At 39.6% G+C, this 25,265-nt stretch carries 19 protein-coding genes; 9 read left to right on the top strand and 10 right to left on the bottom strand.

Annotation, left to right across the window (positions count from 1 at the left end):
• Positions 1-3: 3 nt before the first annotated feature.
• The 5 genes from ACQ96U_RS07900 to ACQ96U_RS07880 all read right to left on the bottom strand — a co-directional run bounded on the left by ACQ96U_RS07900 (position 4) and on the right by ACQ96U_RS07880 (position 5,732).
• The gene (locus ACQ96U_RS07900) at positions 4-354 is read right to left on the bottom strand and encodes a chaperone modulator CbpM (protein WP_431720701.1); all 351 of its coding nucleotides are present in this window, start codon (positions 352-354) and stop codon (positions 4-6) included.
• Positions 355-1,314 carry a DnaJ C-terminal domain-containing protein gene (locus ACQ96U_RS07895; RefSeq protein WP_431720700.1) on the bottom strand — a complete coding sequence of 320 codons (960 nt, stop codon included), beginning with the start codon at positions 1,312-1,314 and terminating at the stop codon, positions 355-357.
• Positions 1,315-1,446: 132 nt separating this feature from the next.
• The gene (locus tag ACQ96U_RS07890; RefSeq protein ID WP_431720699.1) at positions 1,447-2,532 is read right to left on the bottom strand and encodes a hypothetical protein; all 1,086 of its coding nucleotides are present in this window, start codon (positions 2,530-2,532) and stop codon (positions 1,447-1,449) included.
• A 7-nt stretch (positions 2,533-2,539) separates the two neighbouring features.
• Positions 2,540-4,240, bottom strand: a complete 1,701-nt coding sequence (locus ACQ96U_RS07885) for a GNAT family N-acetyltransferase (RefSeq protein ID WP_431720698.1) — start codon at positions 4,238-4,240, stop codon at positions 2,540-2,542.
• 13 nt (positions 4,241-4,253) lie between these two features.
• Positions 4,254-5,732, bottom strand: coding sequence for a lipopolysaccharide biosynthesis protein (locus ACQ96U_RS07880; protein ID WP_431720697.1), 1,479 nt, complete (start codon positions 5,730-5,732; stop codon positions 4,254-4,256).
• A gap of 767 nt (positions 5,733-6,499) precedes the next feature.
• Between ACQ96U_RS07880 and ACQ96U_RS07875 the strand changes: the two genes are divergently transcribed.
• Genes ACQ96U_RS07875 through ACQ96U_RS07865 form a run of 3 tightly spaced genes read left to right on the top strand, consistent with a single transcriptional unit; the run spans position 6,500 to position 10,024 of the window.
• Positions 6,500-7,630: a sugar-transfer associated ATP-grasp domain-containing protein gene (locus tag ACQ96U_RS07875; RefSeq protein WP_431720696.1), complete on the top strand. Its 1,131-nt coding sequence runs from the start codon at positions 6,500-6,502 to the stop codon at positions 7,628-7,630.
• A 53-nt stretch (positions 7,631-7,683) separates the two neighbouring features.
• Positions 7,684-8,997, top strand: a complete 1,314-nt coding sequence (locus tag ACQ96U_RS07870) for a putative O-glycosylation ligase, exosortase A system-associated (protein ID WP_431720695.1) — start codon at positions 7,684-7,686, stop codon at positions 8,995-8,997.
• A 55-nt stretch (positions 8,998-9,052) separates the two neighbouring features.
• Complete coding sequence (locus ACQ96U_RS07865; protein ID WP_431720694.1) at positions 9,053-10,024, top strand: polysaccharide deacetylase family protein; 972 nt, start codon at positions 9,053-9,055, stop codon at positions 10,022-10,024.
• A 92-nt stretch (positions 10,025-10,116) separates the two neighbouring features.
• Here ACQ96U_RS07865 and ACQ96U_RS07860 read toward each other — a convergent pair whose 3' ends face one another.
• Entirely contained in the window at positions 10,117-11,952 is a 1,836-nt protein-coding gene (locus ACQ96U_RS07860) for an asparagine synthetase B family protein (protein WP_431720693.1), read from the bottom strand.
• 954 nt (positions 11,953-12,906) lie between these two features.
• Positions 12,907-13,191: an oligosaccharide flippase family protein gene (locus ACQ96U_RS07855; RefSeq protein WP_431720692.1), complete on the bottom strand. Its 285-nt coding sequence runs from the start codon at positions 13,189-13,191 to the stop codon at positions 12,907-12,909.
• Between the two features lie 595 nt (positions 13,192-13,786).
• Between ACQ96U_RS07855 and ACQ96U_RS07850 the strand changes: the two genes are divergently transcribed.
• Complete coding sequence (locus tag ACQ96U_RS07850) at positions 13,787-15,613, top strand: GNAT family N-acetyltransferase (protein WP_431720691.1); 1,827 nt, start codon at positions 13,787-13,789, stop codon at positions 15,611-15,613.
• Positions 15,614-15,780: 167 nt separating this feature from the next.
• Here ACQ96U_RS07850 and ACQ96U_RS07845 read toward each other — a convergent pair whose 3' ends face one another.
• A complete protein-coding gene (locus ACQ96U_RS07845; protein WP_431720690.1) occupies positions 15,781-16,455 on the bottom strand; it encodes a tetratricopeptide repeat protein in 675 nt (224 codons plus the stop codon).
• A gap of 819 nt (positions 16,456-17,274) precedes the next feature.
• Between ACQ96U_RS07845 and ACQ96U_RS07840 the strand changes: the two genes are divergently transcribed.
• Entirely contained in the window at positions 17,275-18,336 is a 1,062-nt protein-coding gene (locus ACQ96U_RS07840; RefSeq protein ID WP_431720689.1) for a GNAT family N-acetyltransferase, read from the top strand.
• Between the two features lie 74 nt (positions 18,337-18,410).
• Here the strand turns inward: ACQ96U_RS07840 and ACQ96U_RS07835 are convergent, their stop codons facing one another.
• Together ACQ96U_RS07835 and ACQ96U_RS07830 are read right to left on the bottom strand one after the other, a co-directional pair.
• A complete protein-coding gene (locus ACQ96U_RS07835; RefSeq protein WP_431720688.1) occupies positions 18,411-19,028 on the bottom strand; it encodes a tetratricopeptide repeat protein in 618 nt (205 codons plus the stop codon).
• A gap of 223 nt (positions 19,029-19,251) precedes the next feature.
• Positions 19,252-19,932 (bottom strand): N-acetyltransferase family protein, encoded by a 681-nt coding sequence (locus ACQ96U_RS07830; protein WP_431720687.1) that lies wholly within the window; start codon positions 19,930-19,932, stop codon positions 19,252-19,254.
• A gap of 375 nt (positions 19,933-20,307) precedes the next feature.
• Between ACQ96U_RS07830 and ACQ96U_RS07825 the strand changes: the two genes are divergently transcribed.
• The 4 genes from ACQ96U_RS07825 (at position 20,308) to ACQ96U_RS07810 (ending at position 25,218) form a co-directional block, all read left to right on the top strand.
• Positions 20,308-20,553: an acyl carrier protein gene (locus ACQ96U_RS07825; protein ID WP_215818093.1), complete on the top strand. Its 246-nt coding sequence runs from the start codon at positions 20,308-20,310 to the stop codon at positions 20,551-20,553.
• Positions 20,554-20,583: 30 nt separating this feature from the next.
• Positions 20,584-21,423 (top strand): hydrolase 2, exosortase A system-associated, encoded by an 840-nt coding sequence (locus tag ACQ96U_RS07820; protein WP_431720686.1) that lies wholly within the window; start codon positions 20,584-20,586, stop codon positions 21,421-21,423.
• Entirely contained in the window at positions 21,420-22,298 is an 879-nt protein-coding gene (locus ACQ96U_RS07815; protein WP_431720685.1) for a hydrolase 1, exosortase A system-associated, read from the top strand. The genes ACQ96U_RS07820 and ACQ96U_RS07815 overlap by 4 nt, the downstream gene beginning before the upstream one ends.
• A gap of 445 nt (positions 22,299-22,743) precedes the next feature.
• Positions 22,744-25,218 (top strand): hypothetical protein, encoded by a 2,475-nt coding sequence (locus tag ACQ96U_RS07810; protein WP_431720684.1) that lies wholly within the window; start codon positions 22,744-22,746, stop codon positions 25,216-25,218.
• Positions 25,219-25,265: the final 47 nt, after the last annotated feature.

Raw genomic sequence — 25,265 nt, 5'->3', positions numbered from 1 at the left:
ACACTATTCCTGCTGCATGGTTTTAATATAATGCTGCAGTTGATTTATATCCTGGCGAAGTGTGTTAACTTCATCTAATAAATCCAGAGCAAAAGCCAGTCCTGATAGGTTGAGTGATAGATCGCGCTTTAAACGTAGCGCTTTTTGTAAGCGTAATAAATCACTTGCCATAAACCGCCATTGTTCGGGTACTTGATAGTCGTTATGGGGTTCTACAATGCCATAGCTGACCATGGCAATAATCAGCGCCTGATCCACGCCACACCGTTCACATATTTCAATAAGGTTAAAACGCGGAGATGCGTCAATAACTTCTACATCAGAAATGGTGATAGGGGGATGATGTGGACTCATTTAAACTCCCAGTTTTTGTCGAGGGTTAAAGTGGGACTCTTCCTGTGCAAGTTGTTGATAAAGGGCTTTGGCTTTGTCACTGTGATGTGCTGGCTGAGCTAATTGTAAAATAGCATAGTGGTCTCCAGGAGGGGTGCCAGGTAAGCCGCGTCCTTTTAATCTGAATCGTTGTCCTGATTGAGCACCTGCAGGAATTTTAAGTGAAACTTTGCCTCCTAATGTGGGAATGGTAATAGCGCTGCCCAGTGCTGCTTCCCAGGGAGTGACTGGTACATTCAGGAAAATATCCTTGCCCTCAGCATGAAATAATGGATGGGGAGCAAGTTCTATTTCCAAGAACAAGTCACCGTTTGGACCTCCGCCAATACCTGAAGCTCCCTGGCCTTTTAGGCGTATATGTTGGCCTTGAGTCACTCCAGCAGGAATTTTAACATTTAACGTTTTTGTACGATGTGTAATAAGCCCTTGATTATCAGCTTCAGGAGCTTGAAACTGCAAGGTGCGTTGACAACCTTTATAAGCTTCCTCCAAAAATAATCCGATACGGTGATGAATATCATCTCCGCGCATTTTTATGGTTTGTTGAAATCCTTGTGAGGAATAGTGTCTTCGGGCACTGCCATGCTGACCAAAAATAGCTTCAAAAAAATCACTGAACTGACTGTCACCATCAAATGCTTCATGGAAGTGACTGGCAGACTGCCAACCTGGTGGTGGCTGAAATGAGCCATCACGTCCTCTGGCACCGAGTTGTTTTAGTTGATCATATTCAGCGCGTTTTTCAGGGTCTTTTAGCACCTCATAAGCTTCACCTATCTCTTTAAAGCGGTTTTCAGCATTATCTTCTTTACTCACATCGGGATGATATTTTCGAGCTAATTTTCGATAGGCTTTTTTTATCTCATCGGTCGCTGCATTGTCTTTAACACCGAGGATTTTATAGTAATCTTTAAACTCCATGGCTATTGCCTATGCCTAACTGTATTTGAATTTGTCCTAAAAGTGCTTATCTATAGCGAAAAACCAATACAATATTACGTTCTATCACGTACTGGTTTGTGCTTCGCTAAAAAAGTAGTGTTATGTCGTTTATTATTTACCACGCCTTGCAGACAGAGATTCTTCTCGGTGACGAACTTGCTCAATATAGTGCTTTATTTTTATGGCAAAGTGTTTGAAATAACGATATAACTCACCAAAGCCATAGAGTTCTGCTTCAAACTCAACCTGGCTAATGTATTCGCCATCTAAGATTCTTTTTAATGCCATAAGTGGAGTGTCAGACCGATTCAGCCCGGCTTCACAAGTGGTTGCTGATTGGACTTTCGCCGCGCGTAACCAAGGCCAATGTTGTTTATGCCAAAAACCGCTGGGATAGCAAAAATGGTCATAGGCTTTTGGTAAGAGTTGTTCCAAAGCGTAACGGTTTTCCAGAATTTCCCGGGTGGTGAGCTGTTGATCAATGGGTAGCTGATGACGATGGGTATGAAGCTGAATGTCAATGTTGGGTGAAAAACTTGATTGAATTTGTTGATCATTCATTACAGTAAACAGTTTTTCTTGGGTGATCGCTTCATAGTCGATGGCTAATGCTTTCGCAATTTTTTGGGCTAGCAGCTCCCGTTCCTGTTGTGATAAATGATCTTCCCCAAGCTCAATCAATGCCCACATCAATTGTTGTCTATCAAAATGTGCTGCATGACTAAGCTGCTGACTGAAGGGTTCGAGCTCGGATAAGGCAGGGGTTCGATCTTCTGCTTGCCAAAACATGTATTGGACGGCAAGTGAAAAAATGGGGGTTTGTTTTTGTTGGTAATAGGTTGTGAGGTAAATGGTGGCAGGCATATTGAATTGATTGAGTATGGGAATACCCACATCAGCCACGCTATGAAACCCATCATCAATGGTAATGACTGCATTGTAACCATGTAACTGATTACGCTTTAACAGGTCAACACCTGTACTCAGCGGTAATACGTTATAACCCGCTTTTTTCAGTGCGGCGAGCCGTTTTTGGAATGTTTCCGCTTTAATAAATAGCTTAGGAAATGCCTGGCTTTCATCTTTTAATTCGTAGGCATGGTAACAAAGTATTAATAGCTTATTACGATTTAGAGGCTTTAATAGTTTAAAAACGCCAAATCCCCTGATGACACGTAACAGGAAGACTTTAAACATAATTGTGTTACACCGGTTGTGGATGGTAAATGCTCGGTAAACGGTTAGTTTTTTCTTCTTTTCTAAAACGACGGTGATAATACAGTGAGCCAATATACTCAAATCCGTATTTTTCAATCACATGTCGAGAGACATTATTCGTCGCAGTAACAACAATGAATAACTGTTTAGCTTGATGAATAGTGAATGCATCATGAATACGCTGTTGCATACTTAATTGATGTAGCCCTTGTCCTCGAGCAGGAGGGTGAGTATAAGAATCATATAGAACGGCTGATTGGGGGGGGAAAGACATACCCTGCTGTACTTCATTAAAAAATGCTTGTTTAGCATTTGGAATTAACCAAGCATAAGACAGTAAAGTAGATTGATCAGCATACGTATAAGGAATTTCTCCTTGGTCTATCCGTTGTAAGGCCTCTCTTGTAAAGCGGTGGCGGTCTTGCCAGCTATAGCAAGGTACATATTTTAGTAAGTCATCAAGGTTATTGGTTTTAAAAGGCGCTTCGGTCAGTTCTTCCGCAGTATCTTCTGTTAATTGATAAATACGCAGTTCAGTATCTTGCAGTAAATGCTGTTTGATCTTGCTAATGATGTCTGGAGATGCAGCACGGCGAATTTTATTGATCGTTTCTTTTGCCTGGTCAGGTGTAATATTGAAGTGGGCAAGTCCTTGTTTTATGTGGCCAAGGCCTTTATCCAGACAGGCAGCAATTGGTTTGTCCCGCTGATTTCGATAACGATAGAGCTCGTAAATCGTATCGAATGTGGTTGCAAAGCGGTTTTTCCATGGATCTCCACCTGGTGTTAAGTCAAAGCAGGTTACACCTTCCTGTGCCAATAATTCACATAGCATTAATAAGTGGATTTTACCTGGGGAGTGTGTGCTGTAAAAAGGTGAATAACAAAAAATAGCCAAATGAACTTTTTTATTGTGGATAAAGCCAAGGTGAGCGGCAACTAACTCATTGTTAATCCATAGTCCAGTCAAATGCAATAAGTGGCTGTGGTGTTGGCAAAGCGCTTGGTGAAAGTTATGCTTGGTATGATCATCAAGAAAAGGAAAACTTTGGTTTATAGCTCCTTGGCGAAAGTCATATAGAGGGATCATTTGTTTGAGCAAAGCGACTTGCGCTTCTGGTACTGTTACTCGTGCAAAATGTAAATCACCTTGTCTTTTCAGACGATTTATACGACTTTTGTTACTTTTCTTTTTTAACGATTGGGCTATGGTTGCAGGGTCTAATGTATTTAATGGTCGCTGGTGTGACGTAAGCTGTATTCGATCTTTATCTGCGATACGTTGAAGTTGATCAGTCACTAGCTCAGCAGGTAAATATTTAAGGTGTAAAGCATGCTCAGCATAATAGTGATCGAGTAAATCCAATAATTTTTGAAAAAAATCTGTAGCACCTTGTTCTTGGCAAAGCCAGCTTTGGTATTCTGCTTGATGACTACCAGCCGCTACAATATGCTGATTTCGGATAGCAAGGCATATTATGGCTTGTAATTGATTATGTTCATACTGATATACGATCAGTGGCGTATAGCTATGGGCATAGTGTTGGTACCATAGCTTAATGTATTCAGGTGCTTGGTAAGGTGTTGCATAGTCATTAAGTGTGTAAAGATTTTGCCACTGCTGGAAAAATTCTGGGTCATTGATAAGCTGCCAGGCATGTTGAGCCGATGCGTGTTTAAGATCCATGTCAGGTCCATTGCTAGCGGTTTAATTTACTTTTAACAAAATTCAGGATGATGGTTTCTGCACCTTTTGGCTTGGAAAAAATAGACCAAAACAAGTAGTGCATAATTAAATAAATAACAGAACATAACAATCCCATGCCAATGACACTGATTAAGTCAAGAAGGAGCTGTTCTTTTAATGGAACCCAATGAGTGAGTGTTACTATAGCAAACATTGTAATAGAGGCCGCGAGAAAGGTTCGTCCAATTGGCGCTAACATTTGCAATAGTGGAATAGCATGTATTCTGCTAATCGTGATCAAACTAACACATGTTCGTAATGCTGATGTAACCAGTAACGTGTACAGCGCTGCTTCCAGTTCTTTATTAGCAATAAAATAGAAGAATACAGGAAGCCGAATCGTGGCTAAAAATAGTGCAATCATTGAGACTATTTTGGGACGCCCTGTCGCAAAAAATACTGATGCTGTTGCCGCGCCGATCAGATTAAAGGCTCCAGCTAAACACATAATCCGCAGCATCCAGGCTGCTTCAAGCCATTGATCACCAAGAATAATATAAACTACATATTCATTGAAAAATGCAATCATCACTGCCAGTGGAACACCCACAAATGAAATAACAGACAGGCTTCCTAAAAAGTTATTCATTAGTGCTGTTGGATTGTTGGTCAGTTTGGAGTACCCAGGAAAAAGAGCACGTTGAATAGGCCAAACCAGCTCTGCAGTGGTCATTTCTGCGATATCTTTAATAACAGAAACATGACCTAGCACTTTAGAAGGGTAATAGGTACCAATGATGAGATTCATAAGACGAGTGTTAACAAAAAATAAGACATTGTTCATTAATAGCCATTTTGAAAAATGCAGTAGTGCTGAAGCACCTTTTAAGCTGAGTTTGGGTCGAAAGGGATGCATTATATAGCTAAGGATTGTGCCTCCAAGCTTGCCAACAACCATGCCTGTTAATAATGCCCAATACGATCGAAAATAAATTGCTGCGCTAACAGTGACAATAAACGCTAAGATTTTCTTACTCACTTCGTATTTGAATTCTTTGCGGAGCTCAAGTTCCTTCCGAAAATCAACAACGCCAATATTCGTGAGTCCTTCGAGAAAAGACATGATCGCCATCATAGGAAAAACATACATAAGTCTCGGTTCGTTAAATAAATCCGAAACATAAGACATGCTGGAGAATAAGATGATTGCGATCCCGATCGTCATCAGCAGGTTCATGGTCCAAGCTGAATTATAGTCATCTCGAGAAGCTTTCTGGTTTTGAATAAGCGCCATATCAAAGTTGAATGTCGTTAGTACATCCAAAATGGCGTAAAAGCTCATAGCGAGGGCAACCAGACCAAAGTCTGCGGGTACCAATAAACGTGCAAGGACTACAGTACTGACTAAGCCTATTGCACGCACACTTAGCTTGAGGCAAACCATCCAAACTGCCCCTGAAAACATTCGTTTACTAACCGTGGAAGCATCCATCTAGCTAATGGTCCTCTAAAAAATCTACAACCTATTGTTAAGCGTATAAATTTGACGCTCAATTTGGGCGGTCATCGCCTATGTCGTTGGAGAAAAGCAGCGCATTATATGAATAAAAAGGGGTTTTTTGTTATTCCCTTAAGTGTAGTCCTGCTATTTGTTGTGAGGTGTGTCACTATAGCTGAGCTGTATTGTTGCTTATTTGGCAGGTAGCTAAGCTCGTTCAGTATGATGTTGTTGCAATTATAACAGTTTGTTCTCAGCCTGCTCTAGTGGCGGTTTCTCATAGTTTTCCTTGGCAAGAAGCTGGACGTATTTTTGTGACAACTTTATTTGTCTCAAAAACTTCATATTGCCATTATGATACACGACGTTATAAGTATATAAAGATACCTTATACTAGCAGGTTATTTAGAGGTGCCCATACCTTTGTACACAACCTCTCATAACCTATTCGCGAAACCTTTTACCCTGCATTATATTTGTTTATGCCAGGGTGAATATGTCATTAGTTGCCATACTGTCAGGATCTCACAAAAACAGAGCTTTCGTTGATTTTGTGAAGGTAATAACACTTAACGTTGCCTTTTTAAGGAAGATATAAGCTATATTCTTCTTCCTTCAACATAGTGGTATTACAAACTATTCGTTTTGGTTTATACCGCTTCACGAAAAGTTTTTATTTGAATAGCGTGCAGCAATTGTGACGATTTGCTATTAAAACGTGTGGAATGAAGGTGATCAGGTAATGGATAGTGGAGTAGAGTGTGATAATTATTAAATTCGTTTCTCGGTCACTGTCTTTGCTTCGACAAGCTGTGCATGATGTTAATGTGCATAAACAAAAGCACTCACTTGTGGGCGGCAAGTGGTATCAACATTGGTGGCAGCAATGCAAGTTAATGTTTGCGAATGGTATTACCGCTGATGACTACTATTTGTATGGCCTGTTTAGACCCGAAGTCAGTTGGGCTGAAAAACTGACGTATATGGGATGTCATGAGCGCTGGCGATGGGTTGCACCGGTTTCTCCTGAGCACTATAAATTCCTGACAGAGAATAAACTGATCTTTTCTCATTATTTGCATGCTTCACAGATTCCTGTTGCGCGTGTGTATGGAACCTATGGTCCTAAAGGATTGAGTGATGATGGACAATTACTAAGAACACCACAGCAGTTCGAAAAATGGTTAATGCAACGAGACTTGGATAATCTTTTTATAAAGCCAGTAGCGGGCACTCGAGGTGTAGGGGTTTTAAGTTTAGGGGAAAAGATAGAACCTGGGCGCTGGCAGAAGTTACCACAGGGAGAGATATCTTTACCTGAGATACTTGCGCATTTTCAGGCTCAACCCCATTTAGATACGTATTTGATAGAAGAGCGACTTAACCCACACCAAGCATTGGCAAAATTTGCTCCCAATGTTTTACACACGGCAAGAATAATCAGCAGCTATGATGAAGATGTTTGTATTCATGCAGCGATGATGCGTCTTGCATCAGCGGATCAGGTTGCGGATAACACATCATTAGGTAATATGTCGGCAGCAATAGAGCTAGCAACAGGGCGCTTGCAACATGGCTCGGTTCGTCATAATGGTATTGCACAACCACAAGCCATTCATGAGAGTAGTGGGCTGGCTGTTGAAGGTTTTCAATTACCTGATTGGCAAGAGACTTTATCTCTTGTGCATCGAGCGTCACGATGTGTTCATTTCAATGGAGTTTTGGCATGGGATGTAGCATTGACGGATAAAGGACCTGTTGTCATAGAGGCGAACTCACTGTTTGATTTGCATTGGCAGGCAACAGCAAGTCGTGGTCTATTAAGTACAACATTATATGACTATATGTGTAAGCATCATTTGGAAAAAAGAATTGGTTTTCATCTCCACTGAGTGGTTAAGGTTTTTGCAGGACGACTGCCACAGCTAAGGAAAACACAGGCAAAATGCGTGATATACTTGTTCTATTAATTGTGCTTGTGGGGATTCCAAAAATTCTGATGAATCCTCATATTGGCGTGTATTTTTGGTCATGGATTAGTTATATGAACCCTCACCGGTTAAGCTGGGGGTTTAGTTATAGCTTTCCATATGCCATGCTGATAGCCGTATTAACGGTCATTTCTTTTGTTACTTCCAAAGAAACGAAAAAATTTCCAGTGACACCTGTTACTGTTACGTTAATTATTTTTATTATTTGGATGTCGATTACAACGTTTTTTGCCCTTTATCCTGAAGACGCAAAAATTGAATATATCCGTGTCATAAAAATACAGTTTTTTACAATGTTAACGTTAATTTTGATTAATAACCAAGAGCGTATTAAGACGCTGGTTTGGGTTATTGCGCTTTCAGTGGGTTTCTTTGGTATTAAGGGTGGAGTATTTTCGATTCTCAGTGGTTTAAATTTCCGAGTATGGGGACCTCCTGGTTCTTATTTTGAGGGAAATAATGAATTGGGGCTGGCCTTGCTAATGGTTTTGCCCATGTTTCGTTACATGCAAATGACCGTTGATAATAAGTGGATCAAGCGTGCTTTGTTGGGGGCGATGCTGCTCATTGGTGTATCTATTATTACAACGTATTCCCGTGGTGCCTTTTTGGGCGCTTTGGCAATGATGTTTTTCTTTTGGTTAAAAAGTCCAAATAAACTGCCAATAGGTCTGGCTGCCGTGCTTGCGATGGCTGTGATTTTAATGGCTATGCCAGGTAAATATTTTGAGCGAATGTCAACAATCCAGTCATATGAACAAGATGAGTCTGCGTTAGGTCGAATCAGTGCTTGGACAATGGCGTTTAATTTGGCAAAAGACCGCATTACGGCGGGAGGTTATGGACCATGGAAGGAAGAAGTTTTTGCGGTTTACTCAGATCCAACACGGGTGTTTGATGCGCACAGTATTTATTTTGAGGTAATGGGAGAACAAGGATTTATTGGACTGTTTATATTCCTATTGTTGTTCTTTTTAGCTTGGCGAACGGGTAGTTGGATTATTAAAAATACAAAGGATCGAGAAGATCTGGTATGGGCACTAAATTTGGCGCGGATGTTGCAGGTAGGTTTAGTAGCATATGCTACGGGTGGCGCCTTTTTAGGGTTAGCATACTTTGATTTGCCTTATCATATGGTTGCATTACTTGTTTTAACGCGTGTTTGTGTTGAACAAACTTTAGCTGAACCCAAAACAGTTAAAGATGAAGTTGTAAAACAAAATGAACCAACAGGCTCAACAAAGGTAAAATGGCGCTGGGAGCAATAAATTATGTAAAATAATTTAACATTTAATGAATTATCTGGCTGGGAAGTTTCGTCTGATGGTTATGCACGGTTTAAAAACATTAGGAACATGGCTTTCACGGACAGATCAACAGAGTAAACTCGCAATCCTTATTTATCACCGAGTGCATCCTGAACCCTATAATCGCATAGGTTTAGAAGTTGATGCACAACTTTTTGATCAGCAAATGGAGCTAATGGCTAAGTACTTTAATGTATTGCCTCTAGCCGATGCTGCTCAGTTATTAAAAAGTAATTCGCTACCACCACGTGCTGTTTGTATTACTTTTGACGATGGGTATGCCGATAACTGTGAAGTAGCATTACCTATTCTGAATAACTGGCAGTTACCTGCAACATTTTTTATTGCCTCAGATTTTTTAAATGGCGGTTGTATGTGGAATGATAAGGTGCTTGAAGCTGTTTTTCAGTCTCCTTTAAATGAGTTAATACTTAAGGAAATAACTGAGCGTCCGCTTGCCATTGATACCAAAGAAAATAAAGAGCGCACTGCGAACTATTTGTTAAGTCAATTAATCTACCTGCCTCATGCTGAGCGTGCTGAAAAAGTAGAGTATGTGCTTCAGCAGGCGAAAGTAGAAGCATCAGATAATTTGATGATGACTGTCGATCAGCTGTGTCATATGAAGCAACAGGGAATGGATATTGGTGGTCATACCTGTAGTCATCCAATACTAGCCCGACTCTCTGAGGCTGAGGCTGAGCAAGAAATTGCGAATAACAAAGCTTATTTAGAAAGTATTCTTGGTGAGCCTTTGCGAGTATTTGCTTACCCGAATGGTAAACCTGGCAAGGATTATCAAACGACACATGTTAATATTGTAAAAAAACTAGGCTATGAGTGCGCTGTTTCCACCGCGTGGGGCGTTTCTTCTCCAGAGGCTGATTGTTATCAGTTAGCTCGATTCACTCCTTGGGATACTTCTTCAGGGAGGTTTATGTTACGGCATGTCTTGAACTACCGAAATACGTTGCCTGAAGTGGTTTAAAAAACTGTAAAAAAGCAGTTTGATTACACGACCATAGCCAAGGTGTGTAATCAAGCTGCTTTTTTATTTATTTCAATAAAATAGCCTTGGCGTTATTCTTGTAAATGCTTTTTACACCATTGGCCGAGAGTCATTAATAGCCAAATTAATTCGCCATAATAATCACTATGCTGATGTTGATGCATATGCTTAGCATTGGCTATAAATTCTGGCCGGAAAAACCCAAGTGACGCAACATGGTCTAAAGACTGATATGCATATTCTTGTAAAGGTTTATGTTCCTTAGTCCAAATACCAAAGGGTAAACCGAAGCCATGCTTAGGTTTATTGATAATGGTTTCAGGTAAAAAGTTACGCATAGCATGCTTATAGATGTAGCGTAGCTTTTGAAAGTTAACTTTTTTGTGGGAAGGAATACTGCAGGTGAGGGCAACCAAGTCATCATCTAGCATTGGATACACAACATCTACACCTGCAAGTTGGCACATACGGTTAACTTTGGGTAAATCGTTATCGGCCAGTGTCCGCTTCCAATCCAGATAGAGCATGCGGTTGATATAGTCGCCTTGTTTAGGTCTATGGTAAACATCCCGCAGGTGGTTAATAGGTGCTTCAATATCAACTTTTTGTAAAAACTCAGCAGAAAATACTTCACTAGCGGGATGTTGGTGTAAAAAGTTATAGGTTTCAAGCCGATCGGGAAGAGGAGTAAGTGCTTGCTTAATGTAACTTTGCGCTTTACTACCCAGTGGTAAACGTGAAAAAACACCACGCATAAGAATGGGTTCTAAAAGTTTTTGCCGAGCAAGCAATGGGACTTTTTGGTAGTTTTCAAAAATTATTTGTTTTTGGTAACGAGTATTTCCTGCAAAAATTTCATCACCACCATCACCTGCAAGCATGGTTGAAACGCCATTTTCTTTAGCAAGTTTTGCACAAAAATAGGCAGGTAACACTGAAGAGTTACCAAAAGGCTCATCCAGTGCACCAATGATGAGGTCATAAGCCGCTAGAATATCTTCCGGCTGAATGAAATATTCATGTTGCTCTGTTTTGAAATGCTTTGAGGCGATACGTGCGTAATCAATTTCATTGTAGGCGGCAACAGGAAAGCCAATAGAGAATGTTTTTACGGGGTTAGAACTAACCTGACTAAAAAAGCCTGCTACTGTTGAACTATCAAGTCCTCCACTTAAAAATGCGCCAGGATTAGGCTGCTCACTGGCTCGGAGCACTGCACTTCGTAGTGTGTCATATACTAAATTACCTAACTCATCATCATTAAAGCTTGTATAGTCACTAAAATCAGGAAGCCAGTAGGTGTGGTGTGATAACTGACCATGTTGTATTTTGATATATTGAGCGGGTTCTAGCTTCCAAGTATCTTTATATACTGTGCCTGGACTTGGAATCATGTGGAAATAAAGGTAATTGAAAATAGCCTGTTCAGATAGTTGGCAATGGGTATTAGGGTGGCGCTTTATCATTGCAGCACTGGAGCCAAATGCCAATAAATGTTGTTCTGGTTGCCACTGATAATAAACAGGTTGACTGCCAATTCTGTCAGTACCCAAATAAGTTACTTGTTGGGTATGGTCAACTATGAGGAAATAAAACTGGCCTTGCAAGCGATGTAGGCAGGTAATACCGTCTCGCAGGTAGGCATGTTGTAGAGTATGTGCATGTGATGATTTTGAGGCATGAAGCGCTAGTTGTTCATCATTCCACCGAGGGTAACCGCCGACGAGTACTGTCGTGTTACTGTCTTGAACAAAAAAACTGTGATCTGTTTGGTTAACGGCTACCGCATGATGTGTGCCTAGCTGTCGTTCACAGGGATCAGTGCCCAGCATATGGTGTAAGATGTTGTCAGCTTCGTTGGCATTGAGTGGTGCATTTTCTTGTATCCAACCACAAAATGGAATCATGGCGTATCCTTCATTCGTGACATTTTTGTGTTCAAAAAACGACTGTTGCAAGTGTTAAAGCATCTGACAACGATACCTCTAGTGTAGAGGTTTGCTGTTCCTTTAAACGCTAGATTATAGTGTTTTCCCAACATTTACACATGTTTATAAAATGACATGTATTGTAGGCGTTCTTATAGAACGCACCAAATTTATAGCAACGTTGTAAAGCGTTGAGGACATCAGTAACGTACTATAGCTTTCGCTGTGGGATATCATGCATGAATTTCTGGAAAAAATCTTTGCAGTGTATAGAGTTATCAAGCTTTTTTACTTATTGTTTCGTGATGAAAAGTATATAGGCATTACTGGCAGGCGGGTATGCGTCTGCGTAAAAGTTGTATTAAAAGGGAGTTGGATGATTAGAACCTGGTCCTGGTTAATATTTAAGCTTTCTTGCTCAAGGATATACTTGTTTTAAAATGAGTGGGCTAATGTGTGTTTTGGTGTAATAGGTACTTTGATCGCTGTTATGAATTTTTGGGTTCATATGAATTAGTTTGTTTACTCTCCTTTATAGCGTACTGTTTCCGTTGTTTCTCCTAAATTGATATTTAATAACTGGTTTTTTTAAGCTTTGCAATGGATAATTTTTAGCGTAGGTTTGTTGAGTATGCTCATAGGCTTTATCGCACTGTTTTAATTTTAACTAGAATAAGCCGATATTTTAGTGCAGCTTGGGATTTTTCTAGGGCTTCTGTATATTTTTACTTTCAATTTATTAAACCGTCTTAAATATAAATCGCCTACATCTGGGCTGCATAAGAAATTTTCCATGTTTAATATATCAATATCTTCAGTGCTGATAATGAAGTATTTAAATGGGTATGAGTGGCTTTATTACATGATGGACAATGAGTGAATCCTGTGTACTGTTTAGTATCGGGAAATAAAGCTCAATTTAATTGGGGTTCATTAATCGGGCTTTCGATAGGATAACAACCAATCAGTAAGCTTATTGCGATGAGTACTCCTTAAGCTCCAGGCAGTATTGTAGTCGTCTTTGGTCGCTTGCTGATTTTGTAATAACGGTAAGTCGAAGGTAGTGACAACATTTACAATTGCATAAAAGCTCATAGCAAGCACAACAATTCCATAATCTTCAGGGGTAAGTACCCTTGTAATAATTAACAAACTAACAATGCTTAAGAGGTGAACACCTAGTCTTAGAGCTACTATCCAACCTGCCCCTATGTTCATTTTTTTGTAATTTTGCTGTTACTCATCTGTATATAAATATTTCATGTTGTCAGTTTTTATGGCTAAACGAAGTTTTGATAAACTATACACCTAGTATGAGTATTTTTTAGGTGAGCTCATCGAGCAATGAAGCTGTATAATCGTATAAATAATAGCTGCTTATAGCTAAAAGCGACGAAAATAAAATCTAAGAATAATGGGTTTTGGATATAACATAAGATTAATGTTTTATAGAGTATTAAGCATTATAGTAAATCCATACTATTCATTCCTTTACCTATTAATGAGTTGTTTCAGATAATAAATTTTTTCCTGATGTTTTTTCTGTTCGAAGGATAAAGTTAACTTCATCCCATCAGTCTATTTTTTATCTACTAATACTAGTTGTTATATAATAATTGGAGGAATAACAATTTTGTGTAATAGGTTCTAACTGTATTTTTTAACTTATTTTTATGATAATTTGTAACTTATGTGACTCCTGGTTGAGAGATACAAAAACTCTATCAGCAGGCTTCTCTAATACCAATTGCACTTATTGAAGGTGCGATATAAAGAAATTTAGTGTTATAAATATTAGTAAGTGAGGCTACCAATGCAACTGCAGGGGACTTCTAGTACAATAGAGGGAAAAAGAATATTAGTTTTACCTGGACAAGCATTAGGTAATATTGGAGTTATTCGTTCTCTTGGAACAGCGGGCTGCAAGGTATTTGTTGCTTCTTCCCAACCTCGAGCTTTGGGGTTCTACTCCAGTTTTGTTTATAAATCAACTGTTGCACCTGAGTTCAGTTCAGCAGGATTTATATCCTGGTTTTCCAGATACGTAAGCTATAACAATATCGAATTGGTTATGCCTTGTGAGTCACTAATCTTAGCGTTATTGCCTGATTGGAACTCTTTTAAACATTTGTTTGCAGTTCCCCATGATCAAGTTCTTTTAAAAAGGGCTTTTAGTAAAGCTCGAACAATAAAGCATTTTATAGATAGCGGTGTGAGTGAGAACCTGCCTGAGTCAAAAGTAATTTCATCTATAGACGCTCTGGTGTCAGATTCTGAGTTGGCACATTTTAGGTATCCTTGCTTTGTGAAAGTTGACGAAGTTGACCTAATTAAAAGCAGGTCTCAAACTGAAGATTCCAGTCTTGTACGGCGGTGTTCAACTTATGCCGATGTTGTTAATGTAGCTCGAAACTTTTTACAAACGCATAAGCATGTTTTGATTCAATCATTTGCTCCAGGGAAAGGGGCTGGTGTAAATGTATTGATATGGAAAGGTGAGGTTATTACAACACTTGTTAATGTTTGTGATCGAGAGTCACCCTATACTGGTGGGTTGGGTGCAATCAGATCAGTTATTAAACACTCTGAAATGGAGTCCGATGCTCTCGCTAAGCTGAAGGCTATGGATTGGCAGGGAGTTGCTATGGTTGAGTACCGACTAGATCAAGAAACAGGGAAATTCTTTTTTATAGAAGTTAACGCGCGTATTTGGGCTGCAATGCATTTGGCTTTGTTTGCAGGAGCTGACTTCCCAAGATTTCTGGCTGAGTGCCATTTTGGTGCGAAACCTGAAATACCAAGTCAATACCCTTTAGTTCGTTGTCGCTGGGATTACCCAGCCGATTTAGGGCATGTTGTATCTGTATTAAAGAGTAATGAATTCACTGTATGGCAAAAGTTGTGTTCTTTTTTATCCTTTTTTTATTTATATTTTGATCTAACATTACACCATGATTTAATCTTTCCAGGCGATAGAAAGCTGTTTTTGCGTCAAAAATGGGAAATTATTCGAAGCGGACGTTTAGGAAAACTGTATTTTCAAGGAGTTCAACTACTACATATTCTGTTGAAACAACCTGTATTATCATGGATTTTCCAGCGTCATGAGCTTGCGGTTTATCGCTTAGAGCTAACTAAGGAAAAAGCCAGCTTTCAAAGTACCTCAATTGTGAAACTGCTTAGTGAGGACGAGCTTCAGTTCCTTGAGGCTTGGGAGGATTGGCAAAATGTTGAGGAATTAAGACAAGATTTTCAAAAGCGTATGAGTGAAGGTGAATTAATGTTTGGAGTTATTGAGGATAATAAAATTATTGCATTTGCCTGGTTAATCCCTCAAGCAGAAACCTCAATATTTCCAATGGTCAAAAAGCATTTTCACTATCCTGAAGGCTCTGCAGTAATATACAACGTTTATACTTCTCCAATGGCTAGGGGAAGAGGTTTATACCGAGCGGTATTACATGCATGTATCTCCTATTCCATCAATAAACCCAACCTAAAATACATTTATCAGGCAATCGAACCCGCAAACAAAATACCAATAATGATGGCTGATAAAATTGGCTTTCAAGAGCAAAAACGATTTAACTACCTTTGTTTGTTGGGGGGCGAAACAGTTAAGGAAAGATCGCTAAATTAGCTTTACTGCAAGCTTGTCAATTGTAATGTGTCCCCTAGTAGAGTATGTAGAGCCAGAAAAATTAGCTTTACACGGTTGTCGAGGGGACATGGTATTATTACCGCCTGTTTAAGAGTGTCCTTAACTCGTGCTATTATGGATTTTGGGAATCATATGAATTAGTCTGTTTACTCTCCTTTATAGCTTACCGTTTCCGTTGTTCCCCCTAAATTGATATTTAATAACTGGTTTTTTAAGCCTTGCAATGGATAATTTTTAGCATAGGCTTGTTGGGCATGCTCATAGGCTTTATCGAACTGTTTTAATTTTAAGTATAATAAGCCGATATTATAGTGAATTTCAGCATTGCCAGGTTTATATTTTAGTGCTGTTTGGTATTTTTCAAGGGCTTCTGTATATTTCCCCCTTCTGTGTAAATAAATGCCATAGAGCATATGGACGATACCATCGTCAGGTTTAAATCTAAGCGCTCTTTCTAGAAAGCATTCGGCACTCCAATGGCGTGTTTCTTCATTCCTGATGTTTAATAACGTGTAATATCGAATTACGGTAAATAAAGCGCGATGGTGATTGGGAAAAGCACGTAACGTGTAGGTAAGGTCGCCCATAATATTACTTGACATTCCAGACTGAAGGTATTCGATATTTTCGTTAAAGTGATATTGTTCAACGATAGGTAAATTTTCTTGGTAGTGTTTCGGGTTTGTATAATCGAATGGACCATAGAAGTTTTTAAGATCACCACAGAATGACGAAGCCATAACGCTATTGATTAAAATGCTGCTATAGCCAATAAGAATAAATAAAAGTATATTGATGATGGTTTCTCTTTTTATAATCATAGTGATTGTCCTTAGACTGTAAAAATACTTTTTTCAGAAAAATAAGATGGTTTTTCTGGGTTAATAAATGCTTTGTTTTGTAGATGTTGTTGATGCCTGCTTAATAGTGTCCTTAACTTGCGGGCTGTTTTTGTGTTTAAAAATATTTAAAAATTATGTTTTGGTTTGGTGTTTATTAAGTTGGTTTGTGAAAAAATATCCTCTATTTTTAAGGAAGATTTATGGGGTTGTGAATTTCGCGCTTTCTTATAAAATCTGTTAATATAATTTGTTTTTTTGGAAATAAAGTGAAGCCTTTTAAGTTAATGTTTTTTTAATGGGTGGTTAAGCTGTAAGTATGTAACAGAGATATATCCATGGTTGTGCTGTGGTGGTGATATGTCCGTTTAATACAATTTAGCCCGGTTGTATTTATAACTTTATTTAAAAAAGTTGTTCTCTGGTAAACGCTGGGCGATAAACATTGAATTTTTCGAAAGGCATATCTGTGCTGTTGTAAATTATCCCAAATAATATTTTTGGATCGAGTTGAGTACGCGGTTTTTGTGATGTGATTCTTATTTGGGTGAGAATTTCTTCATTAGCAAAGGTGGATTGATTAGAATTAATAATGTGAATAGTAATAGAGTGCTAGTTTGGTGTTGTTGGTAAATTGTGGGCAATCAGCTAAATTAATTAGAATGATGAGATTGCTGAGAGGTATTCAATAAAGCGGTTAATGGTAAAGCTGATCTTGTGAATGCGTTATTGTATGTTATGAAAAAGTATAAAAGCTGTTAATAAGTATTTTTCATTTTGTTAGTAATTGAGTAGTAATTTATGAGTTTTACAGTTCAGGTTTTTTCAGCATTTGATGCTGTTCCCTCTCGCTTTCGCGAGTCAACTTCTTTTCGTACTTCATCTTGCTCATTGTTCTACTCCTGGGAATGGTTTGAAAACTTATTCAATAATGCTTTGGTGCATGAAACGGAAGAGCCGCGTTTTTATTTTGTGGTAGACAGTGATCAACGGCCGGTCGTTGCATTATTTTGTCTTGCTCAACCAGTGAACAGAAAATTAAGGAGCATGACAAACTTTTATTCATTAACTTATGGAACAGTTGTTTTGCAAAATGATCTGGCACAGCAAGCTACTTTGGCTTTGGTTGAGCATATAACAAAAGAACAACCACGCTGGCAAAAAATTGACTTAATGTTGACTCAAGCCCATGATCAAGCAACGACATGGTTTGTGAAAGCATTAAAAGCACAGCAGTTTTATACTAATACGTATTTTCAGTATGAAAATTGGTTTTTGAAATTAAAGGATGAAGATTTTTCTACTTACTATCAAAGCCTTTCTTCCAAGTTACGTAATACGATTAAACGTAAAGAAAAAAAGCTGGCAAAAGAACATAACTATGAAATTAAGTTGATCAAAGGTGGAGAAGAGCTTGAACAAGGGATTAATGGTTTTGTTTCTGTCTACAATCAAAGCTGGAAGAAACCAGAGCCATTTCCTAATTTTATGCCAAGTTTTATCCAGCTTTGTGCTGACTTGGGTATTTTACGGTTAGGCATTTTAACGATTGATCAACAGCCTGTTGCTGCACAATTGTGGATTACATTTCAGTCGACCTCCATTATTTACAAGCTGGCCTACGATGAAAACTATAAAGTTTTTTCTGTAGGCTCAATACTTTCTCATTTTATGTTTAAGCATACGATTGACGTCGATAAGGTAACACTCATTGATTATGGCATCGGTAGCGAAGCTTATAAGCGGGATTGGATGACTGAAGTGGAGAAAATTCAAGGCGTAGAAGCATTTAATATGAGAACGATGAAAGGGCTGGTGATGGCCTCTAAGCAAAAAGTCACTAGTTTGATAAAAAGCAAGTAAAAAATCATAGCGGAGTCAACGCTCCGCGCAGATAAAATTGACTCACTTGTATCTGTTATGGGTGAACAAACAGTTCATCGCCAGGCGTTAGCACGTACCAGTCGGTTTTTTAAGCCTTGTAGTGGATAGCCAGATTTATAAGCCTCATGGGCATGAGCCAGTGCTTTGTTATATTGTTGCATATCAGCATAAAGCAGGCCCATATTGTAATGTACTTCTGCTTTGTTCGTGCTTAGCTTCAAAGCGGTTTCATAGGACTTGAGCGCTTCATCGTATTTTTTTAGGCGGTGCAGATAAATACCGTAAAGCATATGGACAGTACCGTCACTTGGTTTAAAGCGAATCGCTCGATCAAAGAAGCACTCAGCAGAAAAGTATTTATGGGTGTTACTAGGTCGATTCACTTGTGTGTAATAACGAATCACTGTAAATAATGCACGGTGATGGTTCGGAAATGCTTTGAGTGTATAACTTACATCACCCATTGCAGCCCCAGTAATCCCATGTTTTAAAAACTCGACATCAGAGCTAAAGTGATGGCGCTCGACAATAGGCAGGCGTTTTTGGACATGAACGGGATTGGTATAGTCATAAGGACCATAATGGTTTTCTAAACTGCCACAGTCAGATTCGCCAAATGCTGTTATTGGTGTAATGAAAGCCGCATAAATGATAAACACAATGATGCGCATAGTGGTTATGCCCTCTGAGTATTAGATTACACAGTTAATGGGCAATATCTGGTAAGCATCTACTACTCATTTGTAAGAATTCTTACAAATGCCCCTTTCCTTAGGTTCATTAGCTGAGGGCATTACTACAGCACCACAGATATCGCATGTGATTATGAGTTTAAAATAACACAATAAATCTCTTTGCGAATAGTTTTTCCGTATTTACCTTGTGTCCTTGAAGTTAAGTAGCTGCTACACGGAGTCTTGGACCTTGTTTAAAAGAAATATAAATCCAAGGTGCGTGACTGGATAGCATTAATTGACATTTGCCTATACAAATAAACGTTGCTGAACCAACCCGTTTTGCGCCAAGCCGTTCATGAGCACGTATTGATTCTTTGTTGAATGCAGAAATACGACTTAACGTCCATTTTACATTATTGCTTCTGTGGTGAGCGCATAAGGTATCCCATAGTTTGGGAAATGCTAAACTCATACGGGCATGAGGAACAATATAAACATCAAAATCCCATACAGAAGTTTTTGCTGGAAGTGGCTCAAAGAAACATCGTACTTCATCTTCCTGATAGGTACCGGGTGTATACCAAATATAGCCTTGAAATTGATTATTTTTATAGGCTGCAAAGCATCGAGCATGTTGATTGAAACGATAATGTACAACACGTTCTGGACAGGGAAAATCCGGCCAGTGCTGTTGATCTGATGCGGTGATTTCTTGAATATTAAACTGTTTTCCTCGGCTCTCGGGGAGGAGGGCTTTGGTACTTATAGGTTGGCTGTAGAGGTAGTATTTAATAATTCGACACCGGCGGTGAAGCTTATTGATACCGCGGTGGACACTATAAAGAAATGCATTTAGCCAGCCTAATTCATGGACTAAAAGCTGAAATTTGCTGTACATATCCCATCCTGGTCATTAATAGCAAGGGTTTGCCATGGTAAGGCACGTTTTTACACAGGAGTGTGTTATTATCTAACTCATGTCCTAACATGTAATCCTGCGACTGTAGAAGTACTTGCTTCACTGGGTGTAATGCTTTTGCAACAGAAAAGCTATCAATCCTGTCGCAATGCTTTATTTTCAAAGCATCAGTTGATACTGACTGCCTGCTTAATAAAGCAAATGGAGTACCACGGTCATTTTTAATAGGGGTACTTAAGTACATCGTGCTGAAAGTACGCTAGTTTATAATGAACAGACGCACAACTAGTATAGTTAGTCTGTAAGTATACGTTAGTTTAAGTATATGTTGGTAAGTTCAATGGAGCACAGTGAATGGATGTTCTAAACGAGGTCAAACAGTTATTAGCATCTCAACTGCAACTGGATCAGCAGTTGGCCGCTGCCGATGAAAATACACCTTTGTTAGGCGCAATTCCTGAATTTGATTCTATGGCAGTGGTGTCTGTGATTACTGCCTTGGAAGAGCATTTTGGTTTTATGGTCGATGATGATGAGATAAGTGCTGAGGTGTTTGAAACGCTAGGCTCTTTAACTCAGTTTGTGCAACAAAAGCTCTGAAATTCTTCTAGGCAACATGTATCAAGCATCATGAATATTATACCGGCATTTATTCCTGCTGAGTCAGGTGATTTATTTTCTGTATGCTACAAGCCTACAACAGTTGTGGGACATATTTTATATGTTCCGCCATTTGCTGAGGAGATGAATAAATCTCGGCATATGATTACTAGGCAAGCATGCGCTTTGGCTGAGGCAGGATGGCAAGTGCTGGTATTTGACTTTCATGGGTGTGGAGATAGTCAGGGGCTTTTGGAAGAAGCTGACTTGTCTTTATGGCGATCGAACCTGCTAGCTGCATATCATCATTTAACTCAAGGTGATACACAACTTCCAGTTATGCTCTGGGGGCTTCGGTTAGGTGTTCCTATCGCTGTTGATTGGATGGTAAAACATCCTGAGTGTCCTGTGGCTCGATTACTTGCCTGGCAGCCTGTGACGAGTGGTAAACAGTTTATGCAGCAGTTTCTTAGACTCAGGTTAGCTGCAAGTATGGTAAGAAGTGATTCTCCGCGTCAGACTGTACAGCAGTTGAAGGAAATCATCACTAAAGAAGGCGTCTTGGAAGTCGCTGGATATAACTTACCCGCTTCATTACTCAATGATTTGGAAGGCTTAGACTTGTCAGCACTTATACCAAGTGCTGAGATGATGGTTGGTTGGATTGATGTTGTTAGGGATGAACAGGCTGGTGCTGCACCGGCTACGCGTAAAGTAGTGGACATTTGGCGAAAACAAGCTATTGATATTGATTTACAGACAATGGTTTGTGAGCCATTTTGGGCAACACAAGAGTTGGTTGATGTGCCTGACATTGTTGCTCTATCACTACAGTGGGTTTCGCGGGTTAAGGAGCAGGCAGTTGTATGAGTGTGAGTAGTGAAGTTCCTGTTATTTTCCCCTGCCATCAACAACGTTTGATGGGGATTATTCATAAAACAGCTGATGAAAGAGTTTCTCGTGGGGTACTCATCATTGTTGGAGGGCCTCAAACCCGGGTAGGAAGCCATCGGCAATTTGTGTTATTAGCGCGTTATTTAGCTGCAGCAGGTATACCTGTAATGCGCTTTGATTATCGTGGTTTAGGCGATAGTGAGGGTTCACGTCCCGGCTTTGAGTATATTAATGATGACATTCAAGCGGCTATTGATGTTTTCTATCAACAAGTACCTCATTTAAAAGATGTTGTGCTCTGGGGATTGTGTGATGCCGCTTCTGCGGCACTGCTGTATGGTTTTCAAGATAAGCGTATTGCTGGATTAGTACTACTTAATCCTTGGGTGCGTTCTGAGGCTGGTTTGGCCAAAGTTTATGTTAAGAACTACTATTTAGCGAGATTGATAAACCCTGACCTTTGGCGAAAAGTACTTTCAGGAAAATTTGGTTTTACACAAGCGTTTAGTGACTTGTGGAGTAATGTAAAACACGTTTTATTTCCAGAACAATCTTCTCCAACCACTAAGCCGAAAAGTAATGGTAATGCTGAGGCTGCAGTGGACTTTGTGACAGGGATGAGACTCGGTCTTGAGCGCTTTAAAGGGGAAATCTTAATTATTTTAAGTGGTAATGATCTAACCGCGGATGAATTTCGTGAGTTGTTAAATGCATCTAGCCCCTGGAAGCAAGTGATCAATCAACGTCATGTCGAGCGTTATGAAGTCAGTGGTGCGACTCATACTTTTTCCTCTGCTGCATGGCGAGATGAGGTGGCTGAGAAAACACTTACCTGGTTGAAGTCTTGGTAATGCTGGTTGAGACTTATTTTTTGATCAAAGGCTGATTAATCCCTTCTAACTTCTCATGCTAGCCCTTCATTCTATAGGGGGTAATATTCTATACACTACGTTTTGTATTGACTGAGTTGGCAACTGGCGTGTGTGTTTTGTCAGCTTTTTGCATCCCTCTTATTTGCTTTTTTGTTTTTTTGAATTAGCAGTTATAGCGTTGTAAATCTCCCTTTTAAAATAGCCTCTTTTGGAATACTCACTTCATTTTGCATTGTTTTTTAGCTGGTAGTGACTTGGCCTTAGCAATAATAAGTCAAAGTGAAGGTATACAGAGTGTCATAGGTGTTTCACCAAAGTGAATTAAGTATGTCGTTACACTTTGAATAACTGTGTGGTGCTGTAAATCCGGTTGTTTTATGAAAGGAATGTAGGGAACGACATGCAATATATAAAAGGATAGGGAATGGCTAGTAAAAAGAAACAGCGTGTTTTAAAGGGAAAACAGCCACGAAAGGGTGTTAGCGTTAGCTTAATTATTGTCTGCCTATTAACAACATTTGCCGTCATTGCTGATCAGTTGGCAAGCCACTGGCCTTTGGAGTTTTCACCAAAAGTGCTAAATGATGAGGTTGATCAGCGTAGTTTATTGGCAGGTGATTTAGTACAGGGAAAAGCTGCAACAAAACTTGATGGTCAATTAAAATCTCAGCATCCTCGAATTTTTTTGCCCTTTTTAGCAGGCTGGGATCCTGCAGCAGGCGTTCATCCTACTTTAAAAACACGTTTAGCCATCTTTAAACAGCGAAAAGTATCCTCAGTTAATCCTTGTGTTTACCAGCATGTCATGGCTCGTGCAGCCTGTTGGGTTTTGGCCCCAACCACGGAAAATGGCAATTTAATGGTTAAACGAATGTTTGATTTTTACCTAAAATCTCCTGAGGAGAGTGGTTACTATGGTAATGCTTGGAAGTTAGCATTTGCTTATGATCTCGCTGTCTTATATCCAGGGTTTTCTGCTGAGCAGCAACAAGAAATCCAATCACGCCTGAAAAAAGAGCTTAAAAAATATATTCGGTTGTTGGAAGGTGATGATTTATCACTTTGGCATGGAAGAGCATCAATGGCGGCTAATGCTTTTCTGATTGCAATGATTCTTGATACTAATACTGATGATCATCAGACGCTGTTACTGCAGAGTCAGCGTCATTTTTTGGATGTTATGGCAGCGCTTGAACTTACAGAAGGATGGCCAGAAGGGTATAGCTATTGGATTAATAACCGGGCGCTGGTACTGGCTCTTGCTGCAGGGGCTTACCTGAATGGGTTGAATGATGCAAAAGAAGCCGCTCGTATTAAAGAGATAATGCGACGTACAGGGCACTGGCATATTTATGCAACACGTCCTGATCATCGTATTGAGCATGTGGGTGATGAAGGTGCTCGTGTAGACTTAAAAGACATTACTCGCCCTTACATTGACTTTGTCGCTCAAATAACAGGAGACCCATTTTTAGCAGCCTATTCTCAGTATTTATTTCAGGCATATGGTGGTTCCAGTTATCACGATAGTTATCGTTGGGCCTTTCGGTTATTTAATGAGCCTAAATTATTAACGCGCTTTATTGATAGTCCATCGTTAAAGCATGTGGGGCAGGGGTTACCACGATTTGATATTTTTGGTAAGGGGGCATTTAATTTAGGTTACATTCGTTCAGACTGGACGAATAATGCAACCTATATCAGTTTTCGGGCAGGACATAACTTTACACATCATGGTCATTATGATGCTGGACATTTTACCTTGTTTAAAGGTGAACCTTTAGCTGTAAACAGTAGTAGCTATACGCTGTTTGATAAGCCAAATCGTCTAAATTATGCGTTACGTACGGTAGCTAAAAATAGCTTGTTAATTTTGCGTCCTGAAGAGCGTGTACAGCCTAATCGACTCTTTAAGGAAAATATTGCAGCAGGTGGTCAACGGCTTACTATGCCGACGGGAAGTGCTGTACGAAATATTAAGGATTGGTATCAGAACCTGTACCAGGGAGAACATTGGGAAGCTGGGGTTATCTTGCAACAAGAGAGCCAAACAGACTTTGATTATGTACTTATGGACTTGACGGCAGCATATAACAATACACATTTTGATGATAATGGTAAGCAGGGAAAAGTATGGCGTGTTACACGGGAACTGTTGTACTTACGTCCTCAAGATCGTTTATTAATACATGATTTTATTCATGCGGTTAAACCAAACTATCGAAAAAAATGGCTTTTACATACCCTTGTGAAACCTGAAGTGAGTTCAGGGAAGGTCATTAAGGGGAATAAAAATGATGGCATCATGTTGAGCGATGATAGCCAGGTGTTGGTAAAAGGTAAGGTCGCTCAACTAACCGTTGACCGTGTTTTTCCTATTGATGCGAAGACAGAAGTCATTGGTGGCCCTCACTATCGGTTTTATGCTGATACAGATGGCGATGGCGCTACCTATGATGGTAAAAACCAGGCCGATGGTGCTTCCAGTAAACCATGGTTTGACCAGGCGCAGTGGCGGTTAGGGTTTGTTTCTTCTGGTCAGCAGGAAGTTGATCAATTTTTAGTATCGCTAACGCCTCGTTTAAAACTTAAGCAAAGTGATTATCCAGCATTAAAACCACTGTTAGCTGTAGGGCAACAGGCAAGAGCGGTACTTTCCGGCGATCGTGCTGTGGTGTTTGTTGCACATGAAATGGCTGATGTACTTGCGATTAAGCAAGCTGGTCAGGCAAAACAGTTACTGATTGTGGGTTTGGCAATGGCTCAATCTGTTGATATTCAGGTAGGCTCAGAGAAAATAACAGTGATGGCAAATAATGCTGGCATCGTGACAACCAAGTTACCTCAGTCAGCAGAAAAAATTCTAATTTTTTTCAAGAAACAGAGAAAATCAAACTGAGTAAATAGGTATTTAATGAACATGACAGCACGACTAAAGCCGTGCTG

The organism is Zooshikella sp. RANM57 (assembly GCF_050749885.1).
Taxonomy (GTDB): domain Bacteria; phylum Pseudomonadota; class Gammaproteobacteria; order Pseudomonadales; family Zooshikellaceae; genus Zooshikella.
This window is presented reverse-complemented; position numbering and strand designations above follow the sequence as displayed.